Annotated in this window: 26 protein-coding genes and 1 other RNA gene; 18 read left to right on the forward strand and 9 right to left on the reverse strand. The window is 51.6% G+C overall.

Annotation, left to right across the window (positions count from 1 at the left end; genetic code table 11):
• Positions 1–153 precede the first annotated feature (153 nt).
• The 4 genes from rpiA to zapA form a co-directional block, all read right to left on the reverse strand.
• On the reverse strand, positions 154–813 hold the full coding sequence (gene rpiA / locus ACXAD4_RS02315) for a ribose-5-phosphate isomerase RpiA (protein WP_317524299.1): 660 nt from the start codon (positions 811–813) through the stop codon (positions 154–156).
• A gap of 232 nt (positions 814–1,045) precedes the next feature.
• Positions 1,046–1,648: a 5-formyltetrahydrofolate cyclo-ligase gene (locus ACXAD4_RS02320; RefSeq protein ID WP_475238384.1), complete on the reverse strand. Its 603-nt coding sequence runs from the start codon at positions 1,646–1,648 to the stop codon at positions 1,046–1,048.
• An 83-nt stretch (positions 1,649–1,731) separates the two neighbouring features.
• Positions 1,732–1,914, reverse strand: a non-coding RNA gene (gene ssrS, locus ACXAD4_RS02325) — 6S RNA.
• Positions 1,915–1,921: 7 nt separating this feature from the next.
• Entirely contained in the window at positions 1,922–2,224 is a 303-nt protein-coding gene (gene zapA, locus ACXAD4_RS02330; RefSeq protein ID WP_317524301.1) for a cell division protein ZapA, read from the reverse strand.
• A gap of 266 nt (positions 2,225–2,490) precedes the next feature.
• Between zapA and ACXAD4_RS02335 the strand changes: the two genes are divergently transcribed.
• The 4 genes from ACXAD4_RS02335 to gcvH all read left to right on the forward strand — a co-directional run bounded on the left by ACXAD4_RS02335 (position 2,491) and on the right by gcvH (position 6,294).
• Positions 2,491–3,117, forward strand: coding sequence for a UPF0149 family protein (locus ACXAD4_RS02335; protein ID WP_475238387.1), 627 nt, complete (start codon positions 2,491–2,493; stop codon positions 3,115–3,117).
• A gap of 28 nt (positions 3,118–3,145) precedes the next feature.
• Complete coding sequence (gene ubiH / locus ACXAD4_RS02340) at positions 3,146–4,333, forward strand: 2-octaprenyl-6-methoxyphenyl hydroxylase (protein WP_475238389.1); 1,188 nt, start codon at positions 3,146–3,148, stop codon at positions 4,331–4,333.
• A 2-nt stretch (positions 4,334–4,335) separates the two neighbouring features.
• Positions 4,336–5,544, forward strand: a complete 1,209-nt coding sequence (locus tag ACXAD4_RS02345) for an FAD-dependent 2-octaprenylphenol hydroxylase (protein ID WP_475238391.1) — start codon at positions 4,336–4,338, stop codon at positions 5,542–5,544.
• 363 nt (positions 5,545–5,907) lie between these two features.
• Positions 5,908–6,294 carry a glycine cleavage system protein GcvH gene (gene gcvH, locus ACXAD4_RS02350; protein ID WP_475242689.1) on the forward strand — a complete coding sequence of 129 codons (387 nt, stop codon included), beginning with the start codon at positions 5,908–5,910 and terminating at the stop codon, positions 6,292–6,294.
• Between the two features lie 67 nt (positions 6,295–6,361).
• Here gcvH and ACXAD4_RS02355 read toward each other — a convergent pair whose 3' ends face one another.
• Entirely contained in the window at positions 6,362–6,562 is a 201-nt protein-coding gene (locus ACXAD4_RS02355) for a DUF1107 domain-containing protein (protein WP_107300926.1), read from the reverse strand.
• Positions 6,563–7,024: 462 nt separating this feature from the next.
• On the opposite strand from ACXAD4_RS02355, the gene ACXAD4_RS02360 reads away from it, so the two are divergent.
• From ACXAD4_RS02360 to nqrM, 3 genes are read left to right on the forward strand one after another with little or no spacing between them, the layout of a single operon-like run.
• Positions 7,025–7,339 carry a DUF134 domain-containing protein gene (locus tag ACXAD4_RS02360; RefSeq protein WP_475238394.1) on the forward strand — a complete coding sequence of 105 codons (315 nt, stop codon included), beginning with the start codon at positions 7,025–7,027 and terminating at the stop codon, positions 7,337–7,339.
• A complete protein-coding gene (locus ACXAD4_RS02365) occupies positions 7,330–7,806 on the forward strand; it encodes a NifB/NifX family molybdenum-iron cluster-binding protein (protein ID WP_475238397.1) in 477 nt (158 codons plus the stop codon). Before ACXAD4_RS02360 ends, ACXAD4_RS02365 begins: the two co-directional genes overlap by 10 nt.
• On the forward strand, positions 7,803–8,000 hold the full coding sequence (gene nqrM / locus ACXAD4_RS02370) for a (Na+)-NQR maturation NqrM (RefSeq protein ID WP_317524308.1): 198 nt from the start codon (positions 7,803–7,805) through the stop codon (positions 7,998–8,000). The genes ACXAD4_RS02365 and nqrM overlap by 4 nt, the downstream gene beginning before the upstream one ends.
• A gap of 51 nt (positions 8,001–8,051) precedes the next feature.
• On the opposite strand, the gene ACXAD4_RS02375 is transcribed toward nqrM, so the two are convergent.
• From ACXAD4_RS02375 to ygfZ, 3 genes are read right to left on the reverse strand one after another with little or no spacing between them, the layout of a single operon-like run.
• Complete coding sequence (locus tag ACXAD4_RS02375) at positions 8,052–8,990, reverse strand: LysR family transcriptional regulator (RefSeq protein WP_475238398.1); 939 nt, start codon at positions 8,988–8,990, stop codon at positions 8,052–8,054.
• A gap of 11 nt (positions 8,991–9,001) precedes the next feature.
• Positions 9,002–9,463, reverse strand: coding sequence for an aminoacyl-tRNA deacylase (locus ACXAD4_RS02380; RefSeq protein ID WP_317524310.1), 462 nt, complete (start codon positions 9,461–9,463; stop codon positions 9,002–9,004).
• Positions 9,464–9,466: 3 nt separating this feature from the next.
• The gene (gene ygfZ, locus ACXAD4_RS02385; protein WP_475238401.1) at positions 9,467–10,447 is read right to left on the reverse strand and encodes a tRNA-modifying protein YgfZ; all 981 of its coding nucleotides are present in this window, start codon (positions 10,445–10,447) and stop codon (positions 9,467–9,469) included.
• A gap of 340 nt (positions 10,448–10,787) precedes the next feature.
• On the opposite strand from ygfZ, the gene ACXAD4_RS02390 reads away from it, so the two are divergent.
• The 3 genes from ACXAD4_RS02390 (at position 10,788) to ACXAD4_RS02400 (ending at position 13,463) form a co-directional block, all read left to right on the forward strand.
• Positions 10,788–11,048: an FAD assembly factor SdhE gene (locus tag ACXAD4_RS02390; RefSeq protein WP_317524312.1), complete on the forward strand. Its 261-nt coding sequence runs from the start codon at positions 10,788–10,790 to the stop codon at positions 11,046–11,048.
• Entirely contained in the window at positions 11,017–11,445 is a 429-nt protein-coding gene (locus tag ACXAD4_RS02395; protein WP_475238404.1) for a protein YgfX, read from the forward strand. Before ACXAD4_RS02390 ends, ACXAD4_RS02395 begins: the two co-directional genes overlap by 32 nt.
• Before the next feature lie 188 nt (positions 11,446–11,633).
• Positions 11,634–13,463, forward strand: a complete 1,830-nt coding sequence (locus ACXAD4_RS02400; protein ID WP_475238407.1) for a methyl-accepting chemotaxis protein — start codon at positions 11,634–11,636, stop codon at positions 13,461–13,463.
• An 89-nt stretch (positions 13,464–13,552) separates the two neighbouring features.
• Here ACXAD4_RS02400 and nadB read toward each other — a convergent pair whose 3' ends face one another.
• On the reverse strand, positions 13,553–15,169 hold the full coding sequence (gene nadB / locus ACXAD4_RS02405) for an L-aspartate oxidase (protein WP_475238409.1): 1,617 nt from the start codon (positions 15,167–15,169) through the stop codon (positions 13,553–13,555).
• A gap of 401 nt (positions 15,170–15,570) precedes the next feature.
• Between nadB and rpoE the strand changes: the two genes are divergently transcribed.
• The 8 genes from rpoE (at position 15,571) to era (ending at position 22,852) form a co-directional block, all read left to right on the forward strand.
• Entirely contained in the window at positions 15,571–16,149 is a 579-nt protein-coding gene (gene rpoE, locus ACXAD4_RS02410; protein WP_039465260.1) for an RNA polymerase sigma factor RpoE, read from the forward strand.
• Between the two features lie 23 nt (positions 16,150–16,172).
• Positions 16,173–16,832: an RseA family anti-sigma factor gene (locus ACXAD4_RS02415; RefSeq protein ID WP_475238412.1), complete on the forward strand. Its 660-nt coding sequence runs from the start codon at positions 16,173–16,175 to the stop codon at positions 16,830–16,832.
• Positions 16,833–16,846: 14 nt separating this feature from the next.
• Positions 16,847–17,821: a sigma-E factor regulatory protein RseB gene (gene rseB / locus ACXAD4_RS02420; protein ID WP_107300915.1), complete on the forward strand. Its 975-nt coding sequence runs from the start codon at positions 16,847–16,849 to the stop codon at positions 17,819–17,821.
• Entirely contained in the window at positions 17,818–18,315 is a 498-nt protein-coding gene (locus ACXAD4_RS02425; RefSeq protein WP_475238414.1) for a SoxR reducing system RseC family protein, read from the forward strand. Before rseB ends, ACXAD4_RS02425 begins: the two co-directional genes overlap by 4 nt.
• Positions 18,316–18,394: 79 nt before the next feature.
• Positions 18,395–20,191 carry a translation elongation factor 4 gene (gene lepA, locus ACXAD4_RS02430; protein ID WP_475238416.1) on the forward strand — a complete coding sequence of 599 codons (1,797 nt, stop codon included), beginning with the start codon at positions 18,395–18,397 and terminating at the stop codon, positions 20,189–20,191.
• A gap of 174 nt (positions 20,192–20,365) precedes the next feature.
• Entirely contained in the window at positions 20,366–21,265 is a 900-nt protein-coding gene (gene lepB / locus ACXAD4_RS02435; RefSeq protein WP_475238418.1) for a signal peptidase I, read from the forward strand.
• Between the two features lie 10 nt (positions 21,266–21,275).
• Positions 21,276–21,950, forward strand: coding sequence for a ribonuclease III (gene rnc / locus ACXAD4_RS02440; RefSeq protein WP_107300919.1), 675 nt, complete (start codon positions 21,276–21,278; stop codon positions 21,948–21,950).
• A complete protein-coding gene (era, locus tag ACXAD4_RS02445) occupies positions 21,947–22,852 on the forward strand; it encodes a GTPase Era (protein WP_317524321.1) in 906 nt (301 codons plus the stop codon). Before rnc ends, era begins: the two co-directional genes overlap by 4 nt.
• The last annotated feature ends 2 nt before the right edge of the window (positions 22,853–22,854 follow it).

Genomic DNA, 22,854 nt, shown 5'->3' on the forward strand with positions numbered 1-22,854 from the left:
CTCTGCCAGTTAAGTTACCAAAAAATGACCAGAATGGGTAAGAATATTACAGGATTGATAATAAAAAACGGCATATATTATGCCGTTTTGAAAGTGGGTAACGCATAAAGCGCCTTTTCCCTGGTGATCCAAGGCAAAAAAGGCGCTAGGCGATTACTTTTCGAATTTTTTCACGCCGTCAGGGCTGCCAACAAGCAATACGTCAGCACCACGGTGGGCAAATAGACCAACGGTCACAACACCTGGTAGGGCGTTGATCTTGTCTTCCATTGCTTTTGCATCGGTGATAGCCATGTTGTGGACATCCAGGATCACGTTGCCGTTGTCGGTCACGCAACCTTCGCGGTATTCCGGATCGCCACCTAGTTTAACCAGCTCACGACCGATGTAAGAGCGAGCCATTGGGATCACTTCAACAGGCAGCGGGAATTTACCCAGCACATCGACTTGCTTGGTGTCATCGACGATACAGATGAATTGCTTGGCAATTGCAGCAACGATTTTCTCGCGGGTAAGGGCTGCGCCGCCACCTTTGATCATGTCGTATTCGCCGTTGATTTCGTCAGCGCCATCAACGTAAACATCAAGGCTAGAGACTTCGTTGGCATCAAAAACAGGAATGCCGATTTGCTCAAGGCGCTCGGTAGAAGCTACTGAGCTTGATACTGCACCTTTGATTTCTTCTTTGCGGGTAGCCAAAGCATCGATGAAGTGATTAACCGTCGAGCCAGTACCGACACCGACAATGCTGCCTTTCTTAACGTATTCTAGAGCAGCCCAGCCAGCAGCTTTTTTCATTTCATCTTGTGTCATGCTTATCTCCTAGTGATGACAAACGTTGCGCGGAGCGCTGATTATAGCCAAATCACTGTCTGGCGTCAGTCCCTATCTGGCTTGATAACTGCAACCTTAGTGAGAAGAAAAAGACAATTCTATTAATAACATAGAGTTAAGTGCTGCAATGTGGCACAGAAAAACCAAACGTTTGCGTCGCGCGCGGGATATTCAACCAACATATTGGCAAGGCTGTGCCGTTAGCAGGTACTTACCAGCGGAAATGGTATGACGGGGTGATGATTTCCGGCAGCGGTACATCCCAGGCTTCGAAGGGCAGGCTGTCGACCTGCTGGCAATCATGGGCCAAACCTACCGGACGCGGACCACGCTGCTCACTGTGCCACAGGCTCAGGGTACGATCGTAATAGCCGCCGCCCATACCAAGGCGCTGGCCGGTATTGTCAAACGCCACCAAGGGGGTGCAGATAACATCCAGTTCTGGGATTGGCTTGACCAGCCGGATATCCAACGCGGGCTCCTGGATCCCATAGCGGTTGGTGGTCATGCGCGTTGTGGGTGTGTAATGGAGAAAAAGCAGGTGTCCTTTGCTGAAAGGGTGGAGGACTGGCAAGTAGACATCTTTACCTTGCTGCCACAACCATTCGATCATCGGCATCGTATCGAGCTCGCCGTCATTGGCAAGATAAAGGGCAATGTGCTGGGCATTGAGAATGCTGGTGGCCTGCTTGCAGTGTTCGAGTAAATCCCGTGCGGCAGCGGCTTGCTGGATAGACGTTAGCTGGCGTCTGCGCTCTCTGGTTTGCTTGCGAAGGTGTTGCCGGGTGGCTGATGCAGGTACCGCAGATCTCATAGGTCGTCCAGTGACAAAAGGTTCTGTGGAAAAGAGGTCGATGGCTCATAGCACGGGTTGTGCTTCTGGCCTTATCTGAAAAGGTATGCCCCAAGGTGCCGTTGCGAATTGTGGCCCTTGAACCAGATGTTCAAGGTGGATCAGCAACATTAACCGCAGGCTTCTCGGTACATGCCGAGCATGCTCAATAGCTAATCAAAGCTGATCCTGGGTTTTTGCTTATCGGCTCGGGGACGTTAATCCGCTGACGCACACCCCAGGGTCAATTCATTATCAACGCTTTGGCTGATATTGCAATGCTTTCTCCAATAAATCTTCCATCTCATTGATTCTATTGGATAGTTTTTCAGCATTGCGTTGTTGTTCATTGCGCTCGCTATGCAACTCGTTACAAATGTTCAAACCGGTAAACATCAGCAGCTGTTCGGCGTTGGTGATTTTGGTGCGCTCTGAAAGATCTTTCAAGCGTTGGTCAAAATCGGCGGCTGCTGCGCGCAGGGCATCTTCCTGGCCTGCTGGGCAATTTACCTTGAAGGTGCGGCCATATACCTGAATTTCTACTGCCTGGTTACTCATAAATGTTTAATCTGCTCCGTGCCAGATCGTCCAGTTTGGCATTCTGCTGCGATATGCGCTAGGAGGCCAATATAGAAAAAGCCCTGTCAACATGCAAGCGGGCCCGTCATGCTTTAGACCTAAATCTGTCTAATTAATCAGATATTAACCAGATTGAGGCAAACATCAGCCTCAGACTATATAAATGGCGAGTGACTGATCTTTTGTATAAGTGGTAGCATACCACAAAGACGATTTACACCCACGACAATGAAGGTGAACAGCCCATGAGCGACGTAAAACTTCCAGCCTACGAAACCCTGGAGCCAATGCTGAAAGAGCAAGGTTTGGCCGTGACTCCGTCGGAGCTGCATGGCCTTCTCTGCGGGATGATCTGCGGTGGTATGGCTGTTGACGGAGAGCAGTGGCTGGCACCGGTTAGCGATTATGCCAACCAGGGCGATACGCTGACCGATGGCGCGAAAATGGTGGTTCGCTCGGTATTCGATGCAGCCTCGGCTGAGTTGGGCGGTTTGACCCAAACCCTGTTCACATCAACGGCGGCAGAGCTGGCTGATATGGAGTTCACCGTAGAGCTTCTGCTGCCAGCTGAAAGCAGTGAGCTGATGCTGCGTGGCGAAGCTCTAAGCGAGTGGGTGACCAATTTTATTTCGGGTCTTGGCCTGATGGGGATGGACAAGAAGCAGTTGTCTGACGATGTGACCGAAGCGGTCGCAGCGCTGGAAGAGATTGCCCAGCTGGGTATCGACGAAGATGAAGACATGCAGGAGCAGGCAATGCTGTTCGACAACGTGGTGGCTTATGTACCGGAGTGCGTGCTGACGTGTCTGGTTGGCCTGAGCCAGCGCGGTGATGTTGAAGACGAAGCCGCAGACAAACCTACCCTCCACTAAGCACAGGATTGACAGTTAAGGGACGGATGTGAAGCAGTACGATGTCGTGATAGCCGGCGGTGCAATGGCCGGCGCAACCTTGGCAATTGCATTAGATAAACTCGGTGGCGGCAAGCTCAAGATTGCCGTTGTGGAAGCGGTGGAACCGAAACTGGATCTCCACCCCGGCTATGATGCGCGCAGCATTGCCCTGTCACTGGGCTCGGCGCAACTGCTAGACAGTATTGGCTGTTGGCAGACACTGTCGGCTGTAGCGACAGCTATCTCACAGATCCATGTTTCCGATCGTGGTCATGCCGGTATGGTTCACCTCGATGCCCGTGAACAGGCGGTAGATGCCCTGGGGTATGTGGTTGAGCTGGCCGATGCCGGTCGGATCTTTCACCAGAAATTGGCTGAGTTGGATCAGGTTGATCTACTTTGTCCTGCGAAGATCGCCGAGATCGATCGCCACCAACACTGTGTTGATTTGGTACTGGACAATGGTGAGCCGCTGCAGAGCCGATTGGTCGTAGCGGCTGACGGCGCCCTGTCATCAGTCTGTGAGATGCTGGGGCTGGGCCGTAGTGAGCACGATTTCGAACAGGTGGCGGTGATTGCCAATGTCAGCACTGACGAGGCACATCAGGGCAGGGCGTTCGAGCGCTTTACCCCGCATGGCCCAGTGGCTTTGCTGCCCATGTCGGAAGGGCGCAGCTCTCTGGTTTGGTGTATCCGACCGGATGCTCAGGCTGAAGTGATGGGCTGGAGTGATGATGAATTCCTTGCTCAGTTACAGCAGGCATTCGGCTGGCGTTTGGGGCGCTTGAGCCAAACCGGTGTGCGTCATGCATATCCGCTGTTATTACGCCAGTCCCAACGTTTGACTTCGCACCGGATCGCAGTGGTTGGTAACGCGGCACAGACCCTACATCCGATCGCAGGCCAAGGTTTCAACCTCGGCTTACGTGATGTGATGAGCCTGGCCGAAGAGGTTTGCCGGGAATGGGCTGTCTCAAAGGATGCCGGACATACCCGAGCCTTGAGCTGTTATCGCCAGCGCAGAGAGCCCGATCGCGAGGCTACCGTAGGGATGACTGCGGGATTGGTCGGTGTGTTTGCCAATGACAGCATGCCTTTCGTTGCTGGCCGTAACCTTGGCCTGATGGCGATGGACTGTGTAGATGTATTGAAAGCCCCGCTGGTTCGGCGGGCGATGGGACAGGTAGATAGATAATCATGATGCAAAGTGTTGATGTCGCTATTATCGGCGGCGGAATGGTCGGTCTGACTCTAGCGGCCGCCTTGGCGGATACCGAACTGCGGGTAGCGGTAATTGAAGGTAAATTACCAGAACCTGAGTTGGCACCGCTTCCCGATGTCCGCGTATCGGCGCTGAGCCGCGCCAGTGAGCGTATCCTGCGTCGTGTTGGCGCCTGGGAAGGGATAGCTGCCCGGCGGATGGCCCCGTATAGCAAGATGCAGGTCTGGGAGCAGGATAGCTTTGCAAATATTGCCTTTGATGCGGCGCGGTTGGCGCAACCGGATCTGGGGCATATCGTTGAAAACCGGGTGATCCAGCTATCATTGATGGACTGTGTTAAACAGCTGCCTAATGTCACTCTGCTGGCGCCGGAGCGTTGTCAGAGTATTGCCTTTGGCGAGAGCGAGGCCTGGCTGAGCTTGGAGTCGGGCAAAAATCTTACCGCCAAGCTGGTGGTGGGGGCTGATGGTGCTAATTCTTGGGTTCGTCAGCAGTTGGACATCCCCCTGACCCACTGGGATTACGGTCATAGTGCCTTAGTCGCCAATATTCGCTGTAGTGAGGCGCACCAAGATACCGCCCGTCAAATCTTCCGCCCGGAAGGTCCATTGGCCTTTTTGCCTTTGGCTGAGCCGGATCTGTGCTCTATCGTTTGGTCACTGCCACCAGAAGAAGCCAGTCGGATGTGTGAGTTGCCCGAGCAGGAGTTCAACAAGCGTTTGACTGCGGCATTCGACAACCGCTTGGGCCTTTGTAAGGTCGAAGGCGAACGCCAGGCTTTCCCGCTGAAAATGCGTTATGCCCGCGATTTTGTCCGCGAGCGTGTGGCACTGGTCGGTGATGCGGCCCACACCATTCACCCCTTGGCGGGACAGGGAGTCAACCTAGGCTTATTGGATGCTGCGAGTTTGGCCCAGGAGCTCAAGCAGTTATGGCTGGCAGAGAAAGATATCGGTCGCCAGAACCACCTGCGTCACTACGAGCGCTGGCGTAAAGCGGAAGCGGCGAAAATGATTGCGGCGATGCAAGGTTTCAGGGACTTGTTTGACGGTAGTCATCCGGCCAAGAAGCTGGTACGGGACTTGGGCATGCTGTTTGCCGACAAGGCGCCGGGCCTGAAGGATGAGTTTATGCGCCGTGCGTTGGGATTAAGCGGAGAGCTGCCCGAGCTGGCTCGTTACTGATACGAATGGCCGACAAACCTTAGTGCTGGGCAATGAATGAAAACCGTCTTTCGAGGCGGTTTTTTTGTGTCATTTATCACTATGGTAAAGGGTTGTTAAGTTGCTTTAAAACAATAATTTAAGATTGATGGCTTAGCTTGGTTCACGGAAATGACAAAAAATTGTTATCCAATTTTGCTATTTTCTCCTACATTAAATATCAGGAAAAAACAGAGCTGGCAGTAACCGGTCCAGGCATTAGTTTTCAGCTTGTTAGCCACCAGAGATACTCGCTTTTGCTCACCCGTGCGATCACTGACACTGCTGGCCCATATTGAGAGTGGCGATAGGCAGGCTTTCATAAGGAAGTTTACTATGAGCGATATTCCCTCTGAGTTGAAGTATACCAATACCCATGAGTGGGTCCGTCCCGAAGGTGATGGGGTCTTTACCGTTGGGCTTACCGATCATGCCCAGTCGTTACTGGGTGATATGGTGTTTGTTGATTTGCCGGAGATTGATGCCGCGACAGAAGCGGGTGAAGACTGCGCTGTGGCTGAATCGGTCAAGGCGGCTTCGGATATCTACGCACCACTATCAGGCTTTGTGATTGCTATCAATGAAGACTTGGAGGGTTCGCCAGAGTTGGTCAACAGCGATCCTTACGGTGATGGCTGGTTGTTCCAGCTCAAGGTCGAAGACGAGGGTGAGTTTGCGGATTTGCTCGATGCTGATGGCTACTCAGATCTGGTTGATGAAGATGATGATTAACCAATAGCGTTTTACGGATGCCGGATAAAAGAAAAGCCCGTAATGGGCTTTTCTTTTGCTTGCGAGATTAGCAGTCTTTGAGGCGGCGAATTTCCTGATTGATTTCACTTACCGTTTGGTAATGGCGTTGCTGCGCCTTCACTGGTACTAGCAACTGGCCGTTATTGAACTCATAGCCACCTCGACCGTCAATGTAGATCCTTCCACTGAATAAACGACTTACGTGCTTTGCGATCATCTTGGGCACGTAGCGTTTGAACATCCGCATAGTTAGCCAACCTTTCCTTTTGTTTTTGACGGCATGAATTATAAAACAATGCGCATGTTGCTTTTGTGATGTCTTCAGCATAATAAGGATGTTAAATAACCAAAGATTTGTTAATTCTTTTTTCTGTGGTGAGATAATTGGATATTTATTCTTTTGTTTTATTTTGCGAATTAAGTTGTTGAGAGCGAATATTATTCAGCCTTTTCTGCATCTTATTCATTAAATTAAATACTTTTAGATACTTAGAATTATCACTGGGTAAATTTAGTAAAAAAAAACGGTTTGAGCGGTTAAAAAACAGCCTAAAAAAGAAAGCGTTAAAATGTATGGTGTCGTGCTACATAGAGGAAAATGCTGATTGTGATAACTGGACTGATCAGCAAGAAAGCTGCTTTGGATCAAAGATTATTATTGGCATATGCCAATAATAACGTTTTTTAGCCATCAACTAATTAGCAAGCCATGCCTAGACCGAAAATCCAGCGTCGGATCAGATGCCGACCAGCTTACAGTTGTTTCAAACCCAATGGGGTGCCAATGTCAGAGCTTGATGCCTTGCCGTTGGCAGCCGATGAGCTAGAAGCATTGCGGCTGGTTGATCTCAATGGACTCAGTCAGCAAGACGCAGCTCAAGAGCTTGGCGTCTCGCGCCAAACACTGGGCAATATCGTGTCAGCGGCAAGGCACAAAGTGGCAACAGCCCTAGTTAAGGGGATGGCATTAGAGCTGGATACTCAGATCCGGCCAAACCAAGAAAAGGAGCCATCATGTCAATAGCTATTGCTGTCACCCCTAACCATGAAGTTGCTGGGCATTTCGGAAAAGCCGCCGGCTTTGTTGTTTACGATGAGCAGGGGCAGCTGATCGCCGAATTGGTTAACCAAGGGCGCAAAGCCGTTGGCTGTAAACATAAAAAGCAGCTCCAGTCCCAGTTAGCTGCCCACAATGTAAAGACATTATTGCTAGGCAATGTCGGCCAACGTTCGCTGGCCCGTTTGTTGGGCGCTGGCTTTGAGGTGTTTCGGGTGCCAAATAGAGCACCTCTTCAAGACGTCCTTATGGGCCAGGTTACCCGCGAGCCATTGCTGTCTGCCGAACAGGGCCGACCTTGCAAGCGAGAGAAAGGCGCATGCGGTTGTGGCTGCGGCAGCAAGAAAACCGTGAAACCCGCTAAAATTGGTATGACGGTCAGCGGTAATGCCAACTTGCAGGGACTGGCCAAGATTGGAGGTTTGAAACTATGACCTATTTGTTCACAGTACTGATTTTTCTGCTGGTGATTGGTGCGATGGCCATCGGCTGGGTATTTCGCAAGAAAGCGATCCAGGGAAGCTGTGGCGGGCTGGCCAATGTCGGTGTCGACAAGGAATGCGGCTGCAAGGAGCCGTGTGACGAACACAAGCTCTACCAAATCAGTGAGCCAGAATCGAAAAAGTGATCGGTTGTGGAATGAAAAAAGCGCAGTTGATTCTGCGCTTTTTTGTGGTTGCTAATTGGCTTTGCGAAGCACTTCGACCCGCTGGGTAACCGCATTGCCCACACACTGGCGTAGCCACTCAAGACGTGGATGGTTGGTGTTGCGGCGCAGCCATAGCATGTTGATATCAAAGTCAGGAATATCAACCGGCGGGCGGCACTGGCTCAGGTTGTCGTGGAAGACATCAAGCTTGGCCATCAGGGTCGAAACCACACATAGCAGGTTTCGTCCGCTCAGCAGGTGGCGGATGGTCAGGAAGCTGCTTGATCCCACAGCAATTTGGCGCTGAAATCCTTGTTGCTGTAGCTGGTTATCGACGTTGGTCTGCAGTTTGCCATCTGGGGATACCAATGCCTGTGGCGTTTGGATATAGCGTGCCAGATCTATCGGCGAGGACAGGCCTGTCGCCTTGGCATCGAATAGGCAAACGTGATCTTCGGTATACAGGTATTGGCTGTCGAACTCATGGGGCAGATTGGTCATCGAGCCAATGATCAGATCGATCTTCTGGCTCTCGGTAGCCTGCTGGTAGTTATTGCGGTCGACATTGCAGAAGCTAAGCTGGCTTTGCGGTGCTGCTTGGCGAATAGCATCGAACAGCGCCGGGGCAAACAATAACTCGGCATAATCAGTCAGGCCAATTCGGAAGGTGCCCTGATAATCATCTGCGGAGAATTTGTCTGGTTGCAGGATCTCGCTGGTGATCAGCTGGAGAATATGCTCAACCACCGGTGTAAGCTCAATGGCTTTTTCCGTGGCGATCATCTGGTGGCCTCGGCGTTCGAACAAAGGATCGTCAAGCAAGGCACGCAACCGTGATAGGTTGTGGCTCATCGCCGACTGGCCAATAGACAATTTAGCGGCGGCTTTGGTGACACTGCGGGTTTCCATCAGTGCCGAAAAAGCCACCAGCAGGTTGAGGTCAATGCCTCGCCAATTGATATTGTTCATGCAACTCCAGTTTAACGGCAGATATCGGCAAACATCGGATCACACAATACCAGCAGATCATCGGTCGCCAGCTCGACGCCCGCCATGCGATCGCCACTGCTGATATTGACCAGGGTATGGGCGGTGATCTGGTGATCAAAAATTACCGGGAGAGGGCGCTTGAGCCCGATAGGGGCAACCGTGCCTATCACCAATCCCGTAACTTTCTCGACGTCACTGGCATCGGCGCAGGTCATCCGGCGGCAGCCGAACATCGCACGGACTTTTTTCGGATCAACCTGGGCCGGGCCGGGAACACAGGCCAGCACATGGAACCCGCCCATGTCCCGCAGCAAAATGGACTTGACCATCTGCTGTGGGTCCACGCCACGCTCGCGGGCTGCTTCCTCAATGGTTTTAGCCGGTTGGCTATGGGGAAGAAGGCGGTATTCCACGCCTTCTTTGTCCAGGTAATGGGTAACCGGGGTATTCATAGCTTATTGGCTGTCGTCCAGCGAGTACGGCAAGGCTTGCTGGTGCCATACGTTCTCGGTCCCGGCGAGGCGGAAAGTGGTGCCTTCGTCCAGATCGTTTGGTAGCACAACCAGCGCAGTGGCTTGGTTATCGGCAAACTGATAACCGGCCACAATGGTGCCGCCTTTGCGCCAGTTCTCGCCGACGCTGCGCTCAAGGCTGTCACCTGCCTGCGGGCATTGCTCGGCTGGGCCGTTGACAATGTACATTGCACGCTTGTTGATGCCACGGTACTTGGCACGGGCCACAGTCTCCTGGCCGGTATAGCAACCTTTGGTGAAGCTGATACCGCCCAGTGCCTGCAGGTTCATTGCTTGCGGAATAAACTCGAGCTCGGTTGCAGCGTCAACGCGCGGGATCGCTGCAAGGATATCGAACAGATCCCACAAAGTGTCATCGCTCAGTACGGCAGAGTCTGCCAGTTTGTTGGCAATGTCACCCGCAGCATCGGCAGTTAGCGCTAGCAACCAACGCTGATTATCGATTTTAACAGCCGTTCCGCCTTCAACGGCACGGACATCACCCTCACCATCGAACAGTTGTGCGATCTGCGCATCGGCTTCGTGGCCGGCAAGGCCCAGCAGAATATCATTACTGGCTTCGATATCTACCTTGGAGAAAATGGCGTATTTTTTCAGCTCGGGTAGCTGGGTATCCATGATGCTGCGACGCTGGAGGAAACCGTAGCCATCATTGTGGTGGAACAGACGAAATACCGTACGTAGCTTGCCTTTGGCATCGCAGTGGCCAGCAAGGGTGCTTTGGTCAGCAGCAAGGCCTACCACATCACAGGTTACCTGGCCATGCAGGTATGATTTCTTGTCATCACCAATCAGGGTGACCAATGCCCAGTTAGAGAGATCAATCAGAGCGAGAGAAGGCAAGGCATCGCCCGAAGAGAGGGAGATACGATCAAAATTGAGGTTTTCAGACCAGTTGCTCATAGGACTTCCAGTTGAGAGACGTTGAAAGATGGTGTGCGCTTAATAGCTTGGGTATAGGGTCTATGTTAAAGCGGTTGCTGGAGTTTGTCAGCATAATACCCAAGGAAACGGGTCAGATATTGCTGCCTTGGGTATGATGCTGACTAGAGGCAGTAGCTACTGCAAAATGGATCCTATTGCAAAATTGATCCTAGCTCTCAACTTGGGGCAATGTTTGTGCTACCTCATGGTCGCTGGCCAGACAGGCTGCTAGTATGGTGGGCATTGTTAACGTCCGGAGCCATTGTTGTCGATTCATGCCTACTTAAGGCTGCTCCGGGATCAGTAATGAGGTTGTAAAATGTTGAGTGCAGACGATAAAGCACGAGTAAAATGGGCGTGCCGCCGCGGCATGCTGGAGTTGGATGTCATCATCATGCCGTTTTTCGAAGAGTGTTTCGATTCACTGTCTGAGCAAGAGCAACTGGATTTTGTCTCTCTCCTGAAGTGTGATGATCCTGATCTGTTTACTTGGATGATGCAGCACGGTCGCAGTGAAAACCCGGCGCATGCTGCTATGGTCGATAAGATTGTCGCCCACAACAACAGCAAGCTTCGCTGATCTTACCCTAACACCTTCCTATCGGTTAATCGGCGCATTGGCATTGTTGTATGCCAGTGCGCTTCTTCTATTACTGCTCTGTGTTTTCCGCCAGACACTCCCTTTGCCTGTCTTTTTCGCCATGGCCTGGTGGTTGTTCGATGAATGGGAAAAGCGTCTAATCGGTATTTGCCGCTTGGCTGGACGACTGCAGATCTCAACACAAGGGCGCATTCGCTGGCAGGGCCAAATGTGGACCTTGCGTACCGTACGTATCCGTACAGCTCAAATCCTACTATGGCAGCTTGAAGGAGAGGGTGGCCGACGTTGGTTACCTATCATTCCCGATGCCTGTAACCATGCAGACTATCGCTCTCTGGCACTTTATTCCCATCAATATCGGGCAATATCCGATTAGGTCGAAGAAAAAATGAAATTTTTTTGGCGGGTCAAAATTGGCCATCTTTATGAACAATAAATAGTTTTTTGTGTGAAGTAGATCGCTTGATTATGAAATCGCCAATTATTGTTTCAAGTGATTTTCTGCTTTGCCGATTAATATGGGTTGCTGCAGTCAGGCAGTGTAGAGCGACAACAGGAAGGGTAATGAAAATCAAATTTAAATTGCTGGGACTGACCTTGATCTCAGTCGTGGCATTAGGCGCAGTGCTAGCCATTGGACTAAAGGCTGGCCAGCGGGTTGTCAGTATCAACCAAGCGATGACTACGGTCAGTGAAATGGAAGTTGCGCTGCTGAACTTGCGCCGTAATGAAAAAGACTTTCTGATGCGGATGGATATGAAGTACCGGGCAACCTTTGAAGGTAATTTCACTCACTTTACAGCGTTAGAAACCCAGTTATCCGAACAGGCGAATACCCTGTCGTTGTCTATCCCTGAGCTGGTTCAGCTTGGCGATGTTATGGTTAATTACCGTCAGGGGATGCTGGCTTTGATGGCGGGCTACCAGCAGCTTGGCCTGACACCGGATGAAGGCATGTTGCGCCAATATTTTGCTGCGGCTGATAATGTGGTTAATGTTGCCGATGAGCAACTGGAAGATGTCAGCTCGCTTTTTTCTTTGGTGATGGCCAGTAAGATAATGGTGCTTGAAGGCACCCAGGACAGTGTTTCTGATTATCTTGCAATGAAACAGACTCATGGTACCCAGCTGTCGATGTTGCTAGGGGAAGATTATCAACGCTACCAGCAGGTTAGCGAGCAAGTCCGCCAGCAGTTGGGCCTGATTGGTTTGAGCCCTAGCCAAGGGTTGCGGGGCGATATCAGAAGCCATGCCCATCAAGTTGAAGAAATGTTTGATCTTGTCAAACAGAAGCTTGGTAAGACCGTCGCTGACGATCAGCAACAACTGATATCAATGCTGGTGGTGGCGGTTGTGCTGGTGATTATTGCCTTGCTGGGTTTGTCTTGGTGGATCAGTCAGTCGATCAATCGTCGCTTGGCTGGAATGAGCCAGCTAATGGCAGAGATAGCCGCTAGCCATGATCTGACCCGTACAGCGGATCAGGAAGGCGATGACGAATTAGCCGAGATGGCCGTTAACTTTAATTATCTGTTAGGTAGCCTTCGCCAGCTTGTGGGGGATGTACAACTGGCGATATCTGAGCTGGGTAGTGCTTCGCTTCAGCTACAACAGCGTAGTAACGAATCGGAACAAGCCCTGCGCCAGCAACAGGGAGAAACAGAATCAGTTGCGGCGGCGGTGACCGAGATGGGGGCGACTATCCGCGAAATAGCTAACAATACCGAAACGGCAGCGGGCAATGCCGAACGTGGCTATCAAGGTGCCACGGAAGGGTTGCAAGAGGTTGCGGATACCAAGCATAAAATTGGCGAGTTGTCTGAAGATCTGGCTGGGACCAGCGAGCAGGTCTCTAATCTATCGAGCCTGTCAGAAAATATCGGTTCGGTGCTGGATGTGATCAAAGATATTGCTGAGCAGACTAACTTGCTGGCGCTGAACGCCGCTATCGAGGCGGCCCGTGCCGGTGAGCAGGGACGTGGTTTTGCGGTCGTGGCTGACGAAGTTCGGACTCTGGCGCTGCGGACCCGTCAGTCGACAGAGGAGATCACTACCATTATCGGCTCCTTGCAGGCGCAAACCGGGCAGGTGGTTGAGCATATCGGTCACTGCCGTGAACTTGGCGGGCAGAGTGCCCTGCAGGCCGAGAGCGCCGAGCAGAAAATCAACCATATCATGACGGATATGCAGCAGATCATGGATACCAGCCACCAGATAGCTGCAGCGGTCGAGCAACAGAGCTTGGTGTCGGAAGAGGTGGGGCAGAATGTTTCGTCAATTAGTGATCTGACATCGGTGAATTCCGAGGTAGCGCATGACAATGTGCTAGCTGCCCAGGCCGTGGCCCAGCAAGCGGGCGGGCTGGAAAAAGCCATTGCCGGTTTCCGGGTATAGGCCAATACCAATGTAGACTAAACAAAAAGCGAGCGCTGGTGCGCTCGCTTTTTTTATTCGTTGTCACTTTTTATATTGCAACTCTGGTGTTATTGCTGCTCTGGGATCAATACCGTCGGCTTAGCTTTGCCTGATGCTTCCGGGTGGTCGAGGGTATAGTGAAGGCCGAGGCTTTCTTTGCGCTCCAGGGCACAACGGACCATCAGCTCGGCAACCTGGAGCAGGTTACGCAGCTCCAGCAGGTTGTTCGAAACTTTGAAGTTGCTGTAATACTCGTCGGTTTCGTCTTTGAGCAGTTGGATCCGGCGCATTGCGCGCTCAAGGCGCTTGGTGGTCCGGACAATGCCCATGTAGTCCCACATAAACAGGCGCAACTCGTGCCAGTTGTGCTGGATCACCACTTCTTCATCCGAGCAGCTGACTTGGCTTTCATCCCAGCAAGGTAGGGAAGGCGGCAGCTCGACGGTTTCCATTTTCTCGGCAATGCTCTCGGCGGCAGACCATGCATAGACCACACATTCCAGCAGTGAGTTGGAGGCCATACGGTTGGCGCCGTGCAGGCCGGTGTAGCTCACTTCGCCGATAGCATAAAGGCCATCGAGATCGGTCTGGCCCTGCTTGTCGACAACAACACCGCCACAGGTGTAGTGGGCAGCCGGGACAATAGGGATAGGCTCTTTGGTGATATCAATGCCGAAGGTCAGCAGTTTCTCGTAGATGGTCGGGAAGTGCTTGGTGACGAACTCGTCCTCTTTGTGGCTGATATCGAGGTACATGCAATCGGCACCTAGGCGCTTCATCTCGAAGTCGATGGCGCGGGCAACCACATCGCGCGGGGCCAGCTCGCCTCGCTCATCGAAGTCTTTCATAAACCGTGAACCGTCTGGACGGCGCAGGTAGGCACCTTCACCGCGCAGGGCTTCGGTCAGCAGGAAGTTGCGAGCATCGGGGTGGAACAGGCAAGTTGGGTGGAATTGGTTGAATTCCAGGTTGGCGACACGGCAACCTGCACGCCAGGCCATGGCGATACCATCACCGGAAGAAACATCCGGGTTGGAAGTATATTGATAGACTTTAGAGGCTCCACCGGTTGCCAGTACCACGAACTTAGCACGAACAGTCTCTACCGCTTCGAGGTTACGGTTCCAGACATAGGCACCCAGTATTCGGTTCGGCTGATCGGTATGGCCCAGTTTGTGGGCGGTGATCAGATCAAGGGCATTATGACGTTCCAGCACCTCGATATTCGGGTGGTTGTGAACATTGTCCTGCAGTGAATTTTGTACTGCCATCCCGGTGGCATCCGCTGCGTGAAGAATACGGCGGTGGCTGTGCCCACCTTCGCGGGTCAGGTGGTAGCGCGGCGCTTCGTCGCTGTCGCTTTCTTCGCGGTCAAACGGGACCCCGCCGTCGATCAGCCATTGGACACAGTGCTTGGCATTTTCGGCAATGAAGCGCACCACGTCTTCGTCACACAGATGGGCGCCGGCAATTTGGGTGTCTTCGACGTGGGAGTCGACACTGTCAGACTCATCGAAGACGGCGGCGATGCCGCCCTGGGCATAGAAGGTTGCTCCTTCGCTACGCGGTCCTTTGCTCAGGACAATCACTTTACCCATAGGTGCCAGTCGAAGGGCCAATGACAGTCCTGCTGCACCACTACCAACAACAAGCACATCGCATTGATGTTCACGGTTTTCGTTCATAATGATTTCATATCCCTGTGGTAATCCCACTATCTTACCAAATTCCACTCATTTTGTTCATTTTTGACGGATGGTTCACAAATCACTCTTCATAAGCGATATAATGCACAAATCAGCGTTATCAAAGCGTGCATCAAGCAGTCATACTGCTTTAATACAATGGAAAAATCGCGCACTATTATTGAGAAATTAAGTTTTCGTCGGGAACTTTGCCAGTATCCCTAGGTCTTAAATAGTGCTCACGCTCATACATTTTTATCATATTGTTTTGATTGAGCATGCTCGTCATAGCTAGGCGAGTTTGGCACAAGGTGTACCAGCAAGAAGAGTTTGTTTTTTGGTTTCCAGCCGGGACAACTGATAAAAGTGCGGGTGAAATTGATATAGGAGTACACGCTCGAATGAGCGAGCAGCAAACTGATCAGGTATTAATTGAGCGGGTACAGCGTGGTGACAAGCAGGCATTTAACTTACTGGTAGTGAAATACCAGAATAAAGTGTGCAACTTAGTTGCCAGATATGTCAGCAACTCTGGTGATGTACCGGATGTCGCTCAGGAAGCATTTATAAAGGCGTACCGGGCTTTGCCGACCTTTCGGGGGGAGAGTGCGTTTTATACATGGCTGTATCGTATTGCTGTCAATACAGCAAAGAATTACTTAGTGGCTCAGGGGCGTCGTCCGCCTGCATCTGACGTGGATGCAGAGGATGCGGAATATTATGAAAGTGGCAATGCCCTGAAAGAAATTTCGAACCCTGAGAACCAAATGTTGTCTGATGAATTAAGGCGGGTAGTTTTCAGTACCATTGAAGGATTACCGGATGATCTCAAAACTGCGATCACCTTACGCGAGCTGGAAGGCTTAAGCTATGAGGAAATTGCAGAGGTCATGGGTTGTCCCGTCGGTACAGTTCGCTCCCGAATATTTCGTGCGCGAGAGGCGGTTGAAAAACGTATTCGACCTCTTACACAGCGATAGTGTTGGGCCAAACGGTGAAAAAGATGGCTGATAAAGAAAAAATCTCGTCATTGCTTGATGGCGAAGAGCTGGATCAGAGCATTATTAATGCATTGGCTGTCGATGATGACAGTAAGCAGACCTGGCAGAACTTCAACCTTATAGGTGATGTGATGCGCGGGGAAGCACCGCAAAACAAGGAATGGGACATTGCGGCTAAGGTAGCACTGGCGCTGGAAGATGAACCTGCTCATACAGGTCAGATACAGGCAGAGCCTGCCTCTGTGGTTTCGATTGCTACGGCGCGCGAGGCGCGGGTTGAGGAATCTCAGCCGACACCTCAGCAAGCCAAACGTAAGATGCCGGCTTGGTTAACCCAATTCGGACAGGTCGCGGTTGCCGCGAGTGTTTCTCTGGCAGTGATTGTTGGTGTCCAGCAATACAACGGCGGTGAAGAGTCATTGACTACGTCGACAGGGGAAGCACAACTACCCGTTTTAGAAACTATTCCGTTTGCGGGAACTGCTGAACCTGTAAGTTTGACACGTGATTCTGTTCGCTCGAATCGCCATGCAGGGCCGAGTGAAGAGCAGGTGATGGAACAACGTCGCCGCATCAATGCCATGCTACAGGATTATGAATTACAGCTTCGTCTCAATGCGGAAGACGGTTCTATTGACCGTACTATGCTCGAAGTGAATTAATCGATGGCGGATAAATGAAGAGACTCCTGGTCGGTGTATTGACACTGGTCAGCCTCGCGATGCCGTGCCAAGCCTCTGCGGAAGAACCGGTTTCTTCTGCCGAGGCTTTGTTGCATCAAATGGACGAGGCTAGCCGTAAGCTCAGCTATGAGCTGTCGTATATCTTAATCAAGAAAAACAGTATCGAACCCCTGCGTTATCGTCATGCTCTGGAAGATGGCGAGACCTATGCACACCTTGTTTACCTCAGTGGCCCGCCACGAGAGGTGATCCAGCGTGGCGATGAAGTCAGTTACTTCGAACCGGGACTGGATCCGTTCACCATTGACAGCAACAAGATGGTGGCCCCTTTGCCGCCGATCATGAAAACCGATATCAATGAGCTGGCTGGCTACTACGACTTCATTTCGATGGGACGTGCCCGTGAAGCTGGCGTAGCTTGTGATGTGGTTCGGATTGCCCCCAAAGACGGTGCCCGCTACTCCTATCTGCTGTGGATTGATACCCGCAGCAAGTTGGTGATGCGTGCCGACTTGCTTGACCGTGACGGCGAGCCGCTGGAGCAGTACCGGGCGGTATCTTATGTCATCAATCCGAAAGTGGCAGATGTGCTGAAAAGCCTGAAAACTGTCGAGCTGCCAGCTGTGGTGCAATTGCCGCCTCAACCTCAGGCCGAACTTGACTGGCAAGTTAACTGGTTGCCGCAAGGGTTTGAGTCAATTTCTCGTAATCGCCACCGCTTGATGATGACCGAGCGTCCTGTCGAGAGCAAAATGTACAGCGATGGCTTGTTCAGCTTCTCGATTTATATTTCTTCGGCAGATAACTTTACCGTCAGGGAGCAGCTGGTGCGCCAAGGCCGCCGTACCCTGCACAGTTACCTGATGAATGATAAAGAAGTGACGGTGGTTGGTGATATCCCACCGGCAACAGCACGCCGGGTGGCAGAGTCTGTAGTATTTGATGCGGCGGGGAGCCAAACTCCATGATGCGCTCCCTCGCTGAAGTGATTGCCGCCAAACCCGGCGAGATCACTGTCAGCTGCCAGCAGCAAACCAGCTGTGGCAGCTGTGCTTCCCGCGATAGCTGCGGTACCGGCATTGTCAGCAAGGCATTGCCGGGACGCCAGCACCAACTCAAAATAGCCACCGATAAACCGGCCAAGGTCGGTGATGTGGTTGAAATCGGTTTGTCCGAACGCAGTATGCTTCATTCAGCCGCACTGGTTTATGTGCTGCCTTTGCTATGCTTAGTGCTAGGTGCAGCGCTGGGCCAGTGGTGGTTTGTGGTGCTGGCAGGTGGCGGTGAGTTGGGAGTGATCCTGACCGCACTTGGCTGTGCAGCCTTTGGTTTATGGCTGGCAAGGCGCCTGGCGGTGCGGGTTGAAGGGGATTTAGCCTACAAACCTCACCTTATTCGGGTACTGGGAAGTGCGGTTTCTGCAGAGTTGGCGATAAATGGCGCATCGAAAGATAGCGACTAGCGGCGAAATTCGGTAGAATCCGTCAACTTGATCTGTAGATCCCATTCATTTATTAATCACGAGTTAGTCACGCCAATTCATGAAGCACATTCGTAACTTTTCGATTATTGCACATATCGACCATGGTAAGTCGACCCTATCCGACCGTCTGATTCAAGTCTGTGGCGGCCTTTCCGATCGTGAAATGGCTGCTCAGGTTCTTGATTCCATGGATCTTGAACGCGAACGCGGTATTACCATCAAGGCTCAGAGCGTGACGCTCGACTACAAAGCCAAAGATGGTGAAACCTATCAGCTAAACTTTATCGACACCCCGGGACACGTAGACTTCTCTTACGAAGTATCTCGTTCTCTGGCGGCCTGTGAAGGTGCGCTGCTGGTGGTTGATGCTGGCCAAGGGGTAGAAGCCCAGACATTGGCAAACTGTTACACCGCCATCGAAATGGATCTGGAAGTCGTGCCAATCTTGAACAAGATTGACCTGCCTGCCGCCGATCCTGAGCGTGTAGCAGAAGAGATTGAAGAAATCGTTGGTATTGATGCCCTTGAAGCGACTCGCTGTTCAGCGAAAACCGGCTTGGGTGTAGATGATGTTCTTGAGAACATCGTATCGGCGATCCCAGCGCCGGAAGGCGATCCTGAAGCGCCGCTTCAAGCACTGATCATTGACTCCTGGTTCGATAACTACCTAGGTGTTGTTTCTTTGGTTCGTATCAAAAACGGCGAGCTGAAGAAGAATGACAAGATCAAGGTAATGAGTACTGGCCAGGTTTGGGGTGTAGACCGTATCGGTATCTTCACGCCGAAGCAGGTCGATACTGATATCCTGCGCACCGGTGAAGTAGGTTGGGTTGTGTGTGGTATCAAGGACATCCTTGGTGCACCGGTAGGTGATACCCTGACCCATGCAAAACACGGCAGTGAAGAGCCACTACCGGGTTTCCAAAAGGTGAAGCCACAGGTTTATGCGGGTCTGTTCCCAGTTTCTTCAGATGATTATGAGAACTTCCGTGATGCACTTGGCAAGCTGAGCTTGAACGATGCCTCGTTGTTCTACGAGCCAGAAAGCTCTGCAGCATTGGGCTTTGGTTTCCGTTGTGGTTTCCTTGGTATGTTGCACATGGAAATCATCCAGGAGCGTCTGGAGCGTGAATACAACCTGGACTTGATCACAACTGCACCGACTGTAGTGTACGAGGTGAAGAAGACCGACGGCACAATGATCTACGTTGATAGCCCGTCTAAGCTACCAGCGGTAAACGACATTGAAGTTGTTGGTGAACCTATCGCCCGCTGTAACATCCTGGTGCCAAGTGATTATCTGGGTAACGTGATCACCTTGTGTGTTGAGAAGCGTGGTATGCAGGTAGACATGGTTTACCACGGCAACCAGGTTGCTCTGACATACGATATCCCGATGTCTGAAGTTGTACTGGATTTCTTCGACCGTTTGAAGTCAACGTCTCGTGGCTACGCGTCACTGGATTACAACTTCCAGCGCTACGAAGAATCTGACATGGTTCGTGTTGATATCCTGCTAAACGGCGATCGCGTTGATGCACTGGCGATTATTACCCACAAGGATAACGCCCAGTACCGTGGTCGTGACTTGGTTGAGAAGATGAAGGAATTCATCCCTCGCCAGATGTTTGATATCGCGATTCAGGCGGCTATCGGTAACCACATCATCGCCCGTTCGACGGTGAAGCAGTTGCGTAAGAACGTTATCGCCAAGTGTTACGGCGGTGACGTGAGCCGTAAGAAGAAACTCCTGCAGAAGCAGAAGGAAGGTAAGAAGCGAATGAAGCAGATCGGTAACGTTGAACTGCCACAGGAAGCTTTCCTTGCTATCTTGCATGTAGGCAAAGATAAGTAACTATAACTCATTGTTATCACTGGACGCTTTTGTGTTCACCTTGCTACCATTAGCAAAGACATTGATAACAAAAGCAATGCAGCAAGCTCGTCTTGCTGCATTGTTATATCGAGTGGGCTGTAATGGCATAGGCCGTAACGGTTTGCTCGGTAGTTGATATAAGTAGGGAAGATAATGGCAAATACTTTTTCGCTTATCCTGGTGCTGGCAACATTGATCACCGGGATCATTTGGGCTTTGGATAAATTTATCTGGGCGCCAAAACGTCAATTGAAAATTGAAGCGGCGGCAGCCAATGCCGGCGATCAGGTGGATGCCAAAACCCTACAGGCCGTGGCACCGCAACCGAGCTGGGTAGAATCTGCCAGTTCGATGTTTCCGGTGATCGCGCTCATTATGGTATTTCGCTCATTTATTTATGAGCCGTTCCAGATCCCATCCGGTTCGATGATGCCGACCTTGTTGGTTGGCGATTTTATTCTGGTTGAGAAGTTTGCCTATGGTCTGAAAGACCCGGTTTTCCGCCATCAAATGGTAGAAACTGGCGAGCCAGAACGCGGCGATATCGTGGTATTCAAGTACCCGCCTCAACCAAACATCGATTACATCAAGCGTGTTGTTGGCTTGCCGGGCGATACCGTTCGTTACAGTGCCCATAAGCAGATATGTGTGGCAGCGAAAGGGTCGAACGAGTGTAAGCCAGTACCGTTGACAGAGATGACCGATAGCGAATTTAGTCAGGGCATGACCCGTTTGGTGCAGTTCAACGAGCAATTGGGCGAGCATGAGCACCAAATTCTGGTTCATCCACTTAAGCGTGACCGCACATTGGCGTATCAGCCACGTCCGGGTGTCAGCGAGTGGGTAGTACCGGAAGGCCAGTACTTCGTAATGGGTGATAACCGCGACAACAGTGCAGATAGCCGTTACTGGGGCTTCGTACCTGAAGCTAACCTAGTAGGCAAAGCGGTCGGGATCTGGATCAGCTTTGAGTTTGAACGAGGTGCTGACAGTGCACTTCCATCTTGGATTCCTACCGGTGTGCGATTCAGTCGCATCGGTGGCATAAACTGATCGGGAAAAAATGACCACTCCTGCAAATAGACTTCAGCGTAAGCTGGGTTACCAATTTAACAATCTAGACTTGCTGACTTTGGCACTGACACACCGCAGTGCCAACGGGACACACAACGAACGCCTTGAGTTCTTGGGTGACTCGATCCTCAGCTTCGTGATCGCTGACGACCTTTACCACCGCTTCCCGGCGGTGGACGAGGGCGATATGAGCCGCATGCGAGCTACCTTGGTTCGTGGTAAGACATTGGCAGAGTTGGGCCGTGAGTTCGACCTGGGTGATCACTTGCTGCTAGGCCCGGGTGAACTGAAAAGCGGTGGCTTCCGCCGTGATTCGATCCTGGCTGACTGTGTCGAGGCAATCATCGGTGCTATCTACCTTGATAGCGATATCGAAAATGTCCGCGGCATTGTGCTGCGTTGGTATCAGTCTCGCCTTGAAACGATCAAGCCGGGCATCAACCAGAAAGATCCAAAAACCCGTCTGCAGGAATGCCTGCAGGGGCGTCGCCAGCCATTGCCAGTTTATACTGTGACTAAGGTACATGGTGAGGCACACAACCAAGAGTTTACGGTGCAGTGTGAAGTGGCAGGTTTGGAGAAACCTGTTATCGGTAAAGGCGGCAGTCGGCGCAAGGCAGAGCAGGCAGCGGCAGAAATTGCACTTAAGCAGTTGGAATCATGACAGATAAGCAACATTGTGGTTTTATTGCCATCGTCGGTCGCCCGAACGTTGGCAAATCGACGCTCCTGAACCGTTTGGTAGGCCAGAAGCTCTCTATCACTTCGCGTAAACCCCAGACTACGCGTCACCGCATCATGGGTGTCGATACCCGTGACGGTTACCAGGCCGTTTACGTGGATACTCCGGGTCTTCACATCGAAGAAAAGCGCACTATCAACCGTTTGATGAACCGTGCTGCCAGCAGCTCGCTGACCGATGTTGAGCTGGTATTGTTCTTGGTCGACGGTACCATGTGGACCAAAGACGATGAGATGGTCCTTAACAAGCTGGCCAAGTCAGGTTTGCGTACCGTGTTGTTGGTCAACAAGGTCGATAACGTCAAAGACAAGCACGAGCTATTCCCACACTTGCAGGAGCTATCCAGCAAGATGGAATTTGTTGATGTCGTACCGGTTTCGGCTAAGCACGGCACCAACATTGATGCGGTTGAAAAGATTGTTCGTGAACACCTGCCTGAAGGCGAATACTACTTTCCTGAAGAGTATGTAACCGACCGCTCCCAGCGCTTCATGGCGTCTGAAATCATCCGTGAAAAGCTGATGCGCTTTACCGGTGATGAGCTTCCTTACTCAATCACGGTGGAAATCGAGCGTTTTGACTACAACCCGGACACCGATGGCTTTGATATCAATGGCCTGATCCTGGTTGAGCGTAAAGGCCAGAAGAAAATGGTGATCGGCAAGGGTGGTGACAAGATCAAGACCATCGGCCGCGAAGCCCGTATCGACATGGAAGATCTGTTCGAGCGTAAGGTTTACCTTGAGCTGTGGGTAAAAGTGAAATCCGGTTGGGCGGATGACGAACGTGCCCTGCGTAGCTTGGGCTATATTGACGATCTATAAGG

Source organism: Photobacterium sp. AWH4_225 (assembly GCF_056158405.1).

Coding starts and splice junctions, on each gene's coding strand:
- rpiA (WP_317524299.1), bottom strand. CDS start 813: ATGACACAAGATGAAATGAAAAAAGCTGCTGGCTGGGCTGCTCTAGAA.
- ACXAD4_RS02320 (WP_475238384.1), bottom strand. CDS start 1,648: ATGAGATCTGCGGTACCTGCATCAGCCACCCGGCAACACCTTCGCAAG.
- zapA (WP_317524301.1), bottom strand. CDS start 2,224: ATGAGTAACCAGGCAGTAGAAATTCAGGTATATGGCCGCACCTTCAAG.
- ACXAD4_RS02335 (WP_475238387.1), top strand. CDS start 2,491: ATGAGCGACGTAAAACTTCCAGCCTACGAAACCCTGGAGCCAATGCTG.
- ACXAD4_RS02345 (WP_475238391.1), top strand. CDS start 4,336: ATGATGCAAAGTGTTGATGTCGCTATTATCGGCGGCGGAATGGTCGGT.
- ACXAD4_RS02355 (WP_107300926.1), bottom strand. CDS start 6,562: ATGCGGATGTTCAAACGCTACGTGCCCAAGATGATCGCAAAGCACGTA.
- ACXAD4_RS02360 (WP_475238394.1), top strand. CDS start 7,025: ATGCCTAGACCGAAAATCCAGCGTCGGATCAGATGCCGACCAGCTTAC.
- ACXAD4_RS02365 (WP_475238397.1), top strand. CDS start 7,330: ATGTCAATAGCTATTGCTGTCACCCCTAACCATGAAGTTGCTGGGCAT.
- nqrM (WP_317524308.1), top strand. CDS start 7,803: ATGACCTATTTGTTCACAGTACTGATTTTTCTGCTGGTGATTGGTGCG.
- ACXAD4_RS02375 (WP_475238398.1), bottom strand. CDS start 8,990: ATGAACAATATCAATTGGCGAGGCATTGACCTCAACCTGCTGGTGGCT.
- ACXAD4_RS02380 (WP_317524310.1), bottom strand. CDS start 9,463: ATGAATACCCCGGTTACCCATTACCTGGACAAAGAAGGCGTGGAATAC.
- ygfZ (WP_475238401.1), bottom strand. CDS start 10,447: ATGAGCAACTGGTCTGAAAACCTCAATTTTGATCGTATCTCCCTCTCT.
- ACXAD4_RS02390 (WP_317524312.1), top strand. CDS start 10,788: ATGTTGAGTGCAGACGATAAAGCACGAGTAAAATGGGCGTGCCGCCGC.
- ACXAD4_RS02400 (WP_475238407.1), top strand. CDS start 11,634: ATGAAAATCAAATTTAAATTGCTGGGACTGACCTTGATCTCAGTCGTG.
- nadB (WP_475238409.1), bottom strand. CDS start 15,169: ATGAACGAAAACCGTGAACATCAATGCGATGTGCTTGTTGTTGGTAGT.
- rpoE (WP_039465260.1), top strand. CDS start 15,571: ATGAGCGAGCAGCAAACTGATCAGGTATTAATTGAGCGGGTACAGCGT.
- ACXAD4_RS02415 (WP_475238412.1), top strand. CDS start 16,173: ATGGCTGATAAAGAAAAAATCTCGTCATTGCTTGATGGCGAAGAGCTG.
- rseB (WP_107300915.1), top strand. CDS start 16,847: ATGAAGAGACTCCTGGTCGGTGTATTGACACTGGTCAGCCTCGCGATG.
- ACXAD4_RS02425 (WP_475238414.1), top strand. CDS start 17,818: ATGATGCGCTCCCTCGCTGAAGTGATTGCCGCCAAACCCGGCGAGATC.
- lepA (WP_475238416.1), top strand. CDS start 18,395: ATGAAGCACATTCGTAACTTTTCGATTATTGCACATATCGACCATGGT.
- lepB (WP_475238418.1), top strand. CDS start 20,366: ATGGCAAATACTTTTTCGCTTATCCTGGTGCTGGCAACATTGATCACC.
- rnc (WP_107300919.1), top strand. CDS start 21,276: ATGACCACTCCTGCAAATAGACTTCAGCGTAAGCTGGGTTACCAATTT.
- era (WP_317524321.1), top strand. CDS start 21,947: ATGACAGATAAGCAACATTGTGGTTTTATTGCCATCGTCGGTCGCCCG.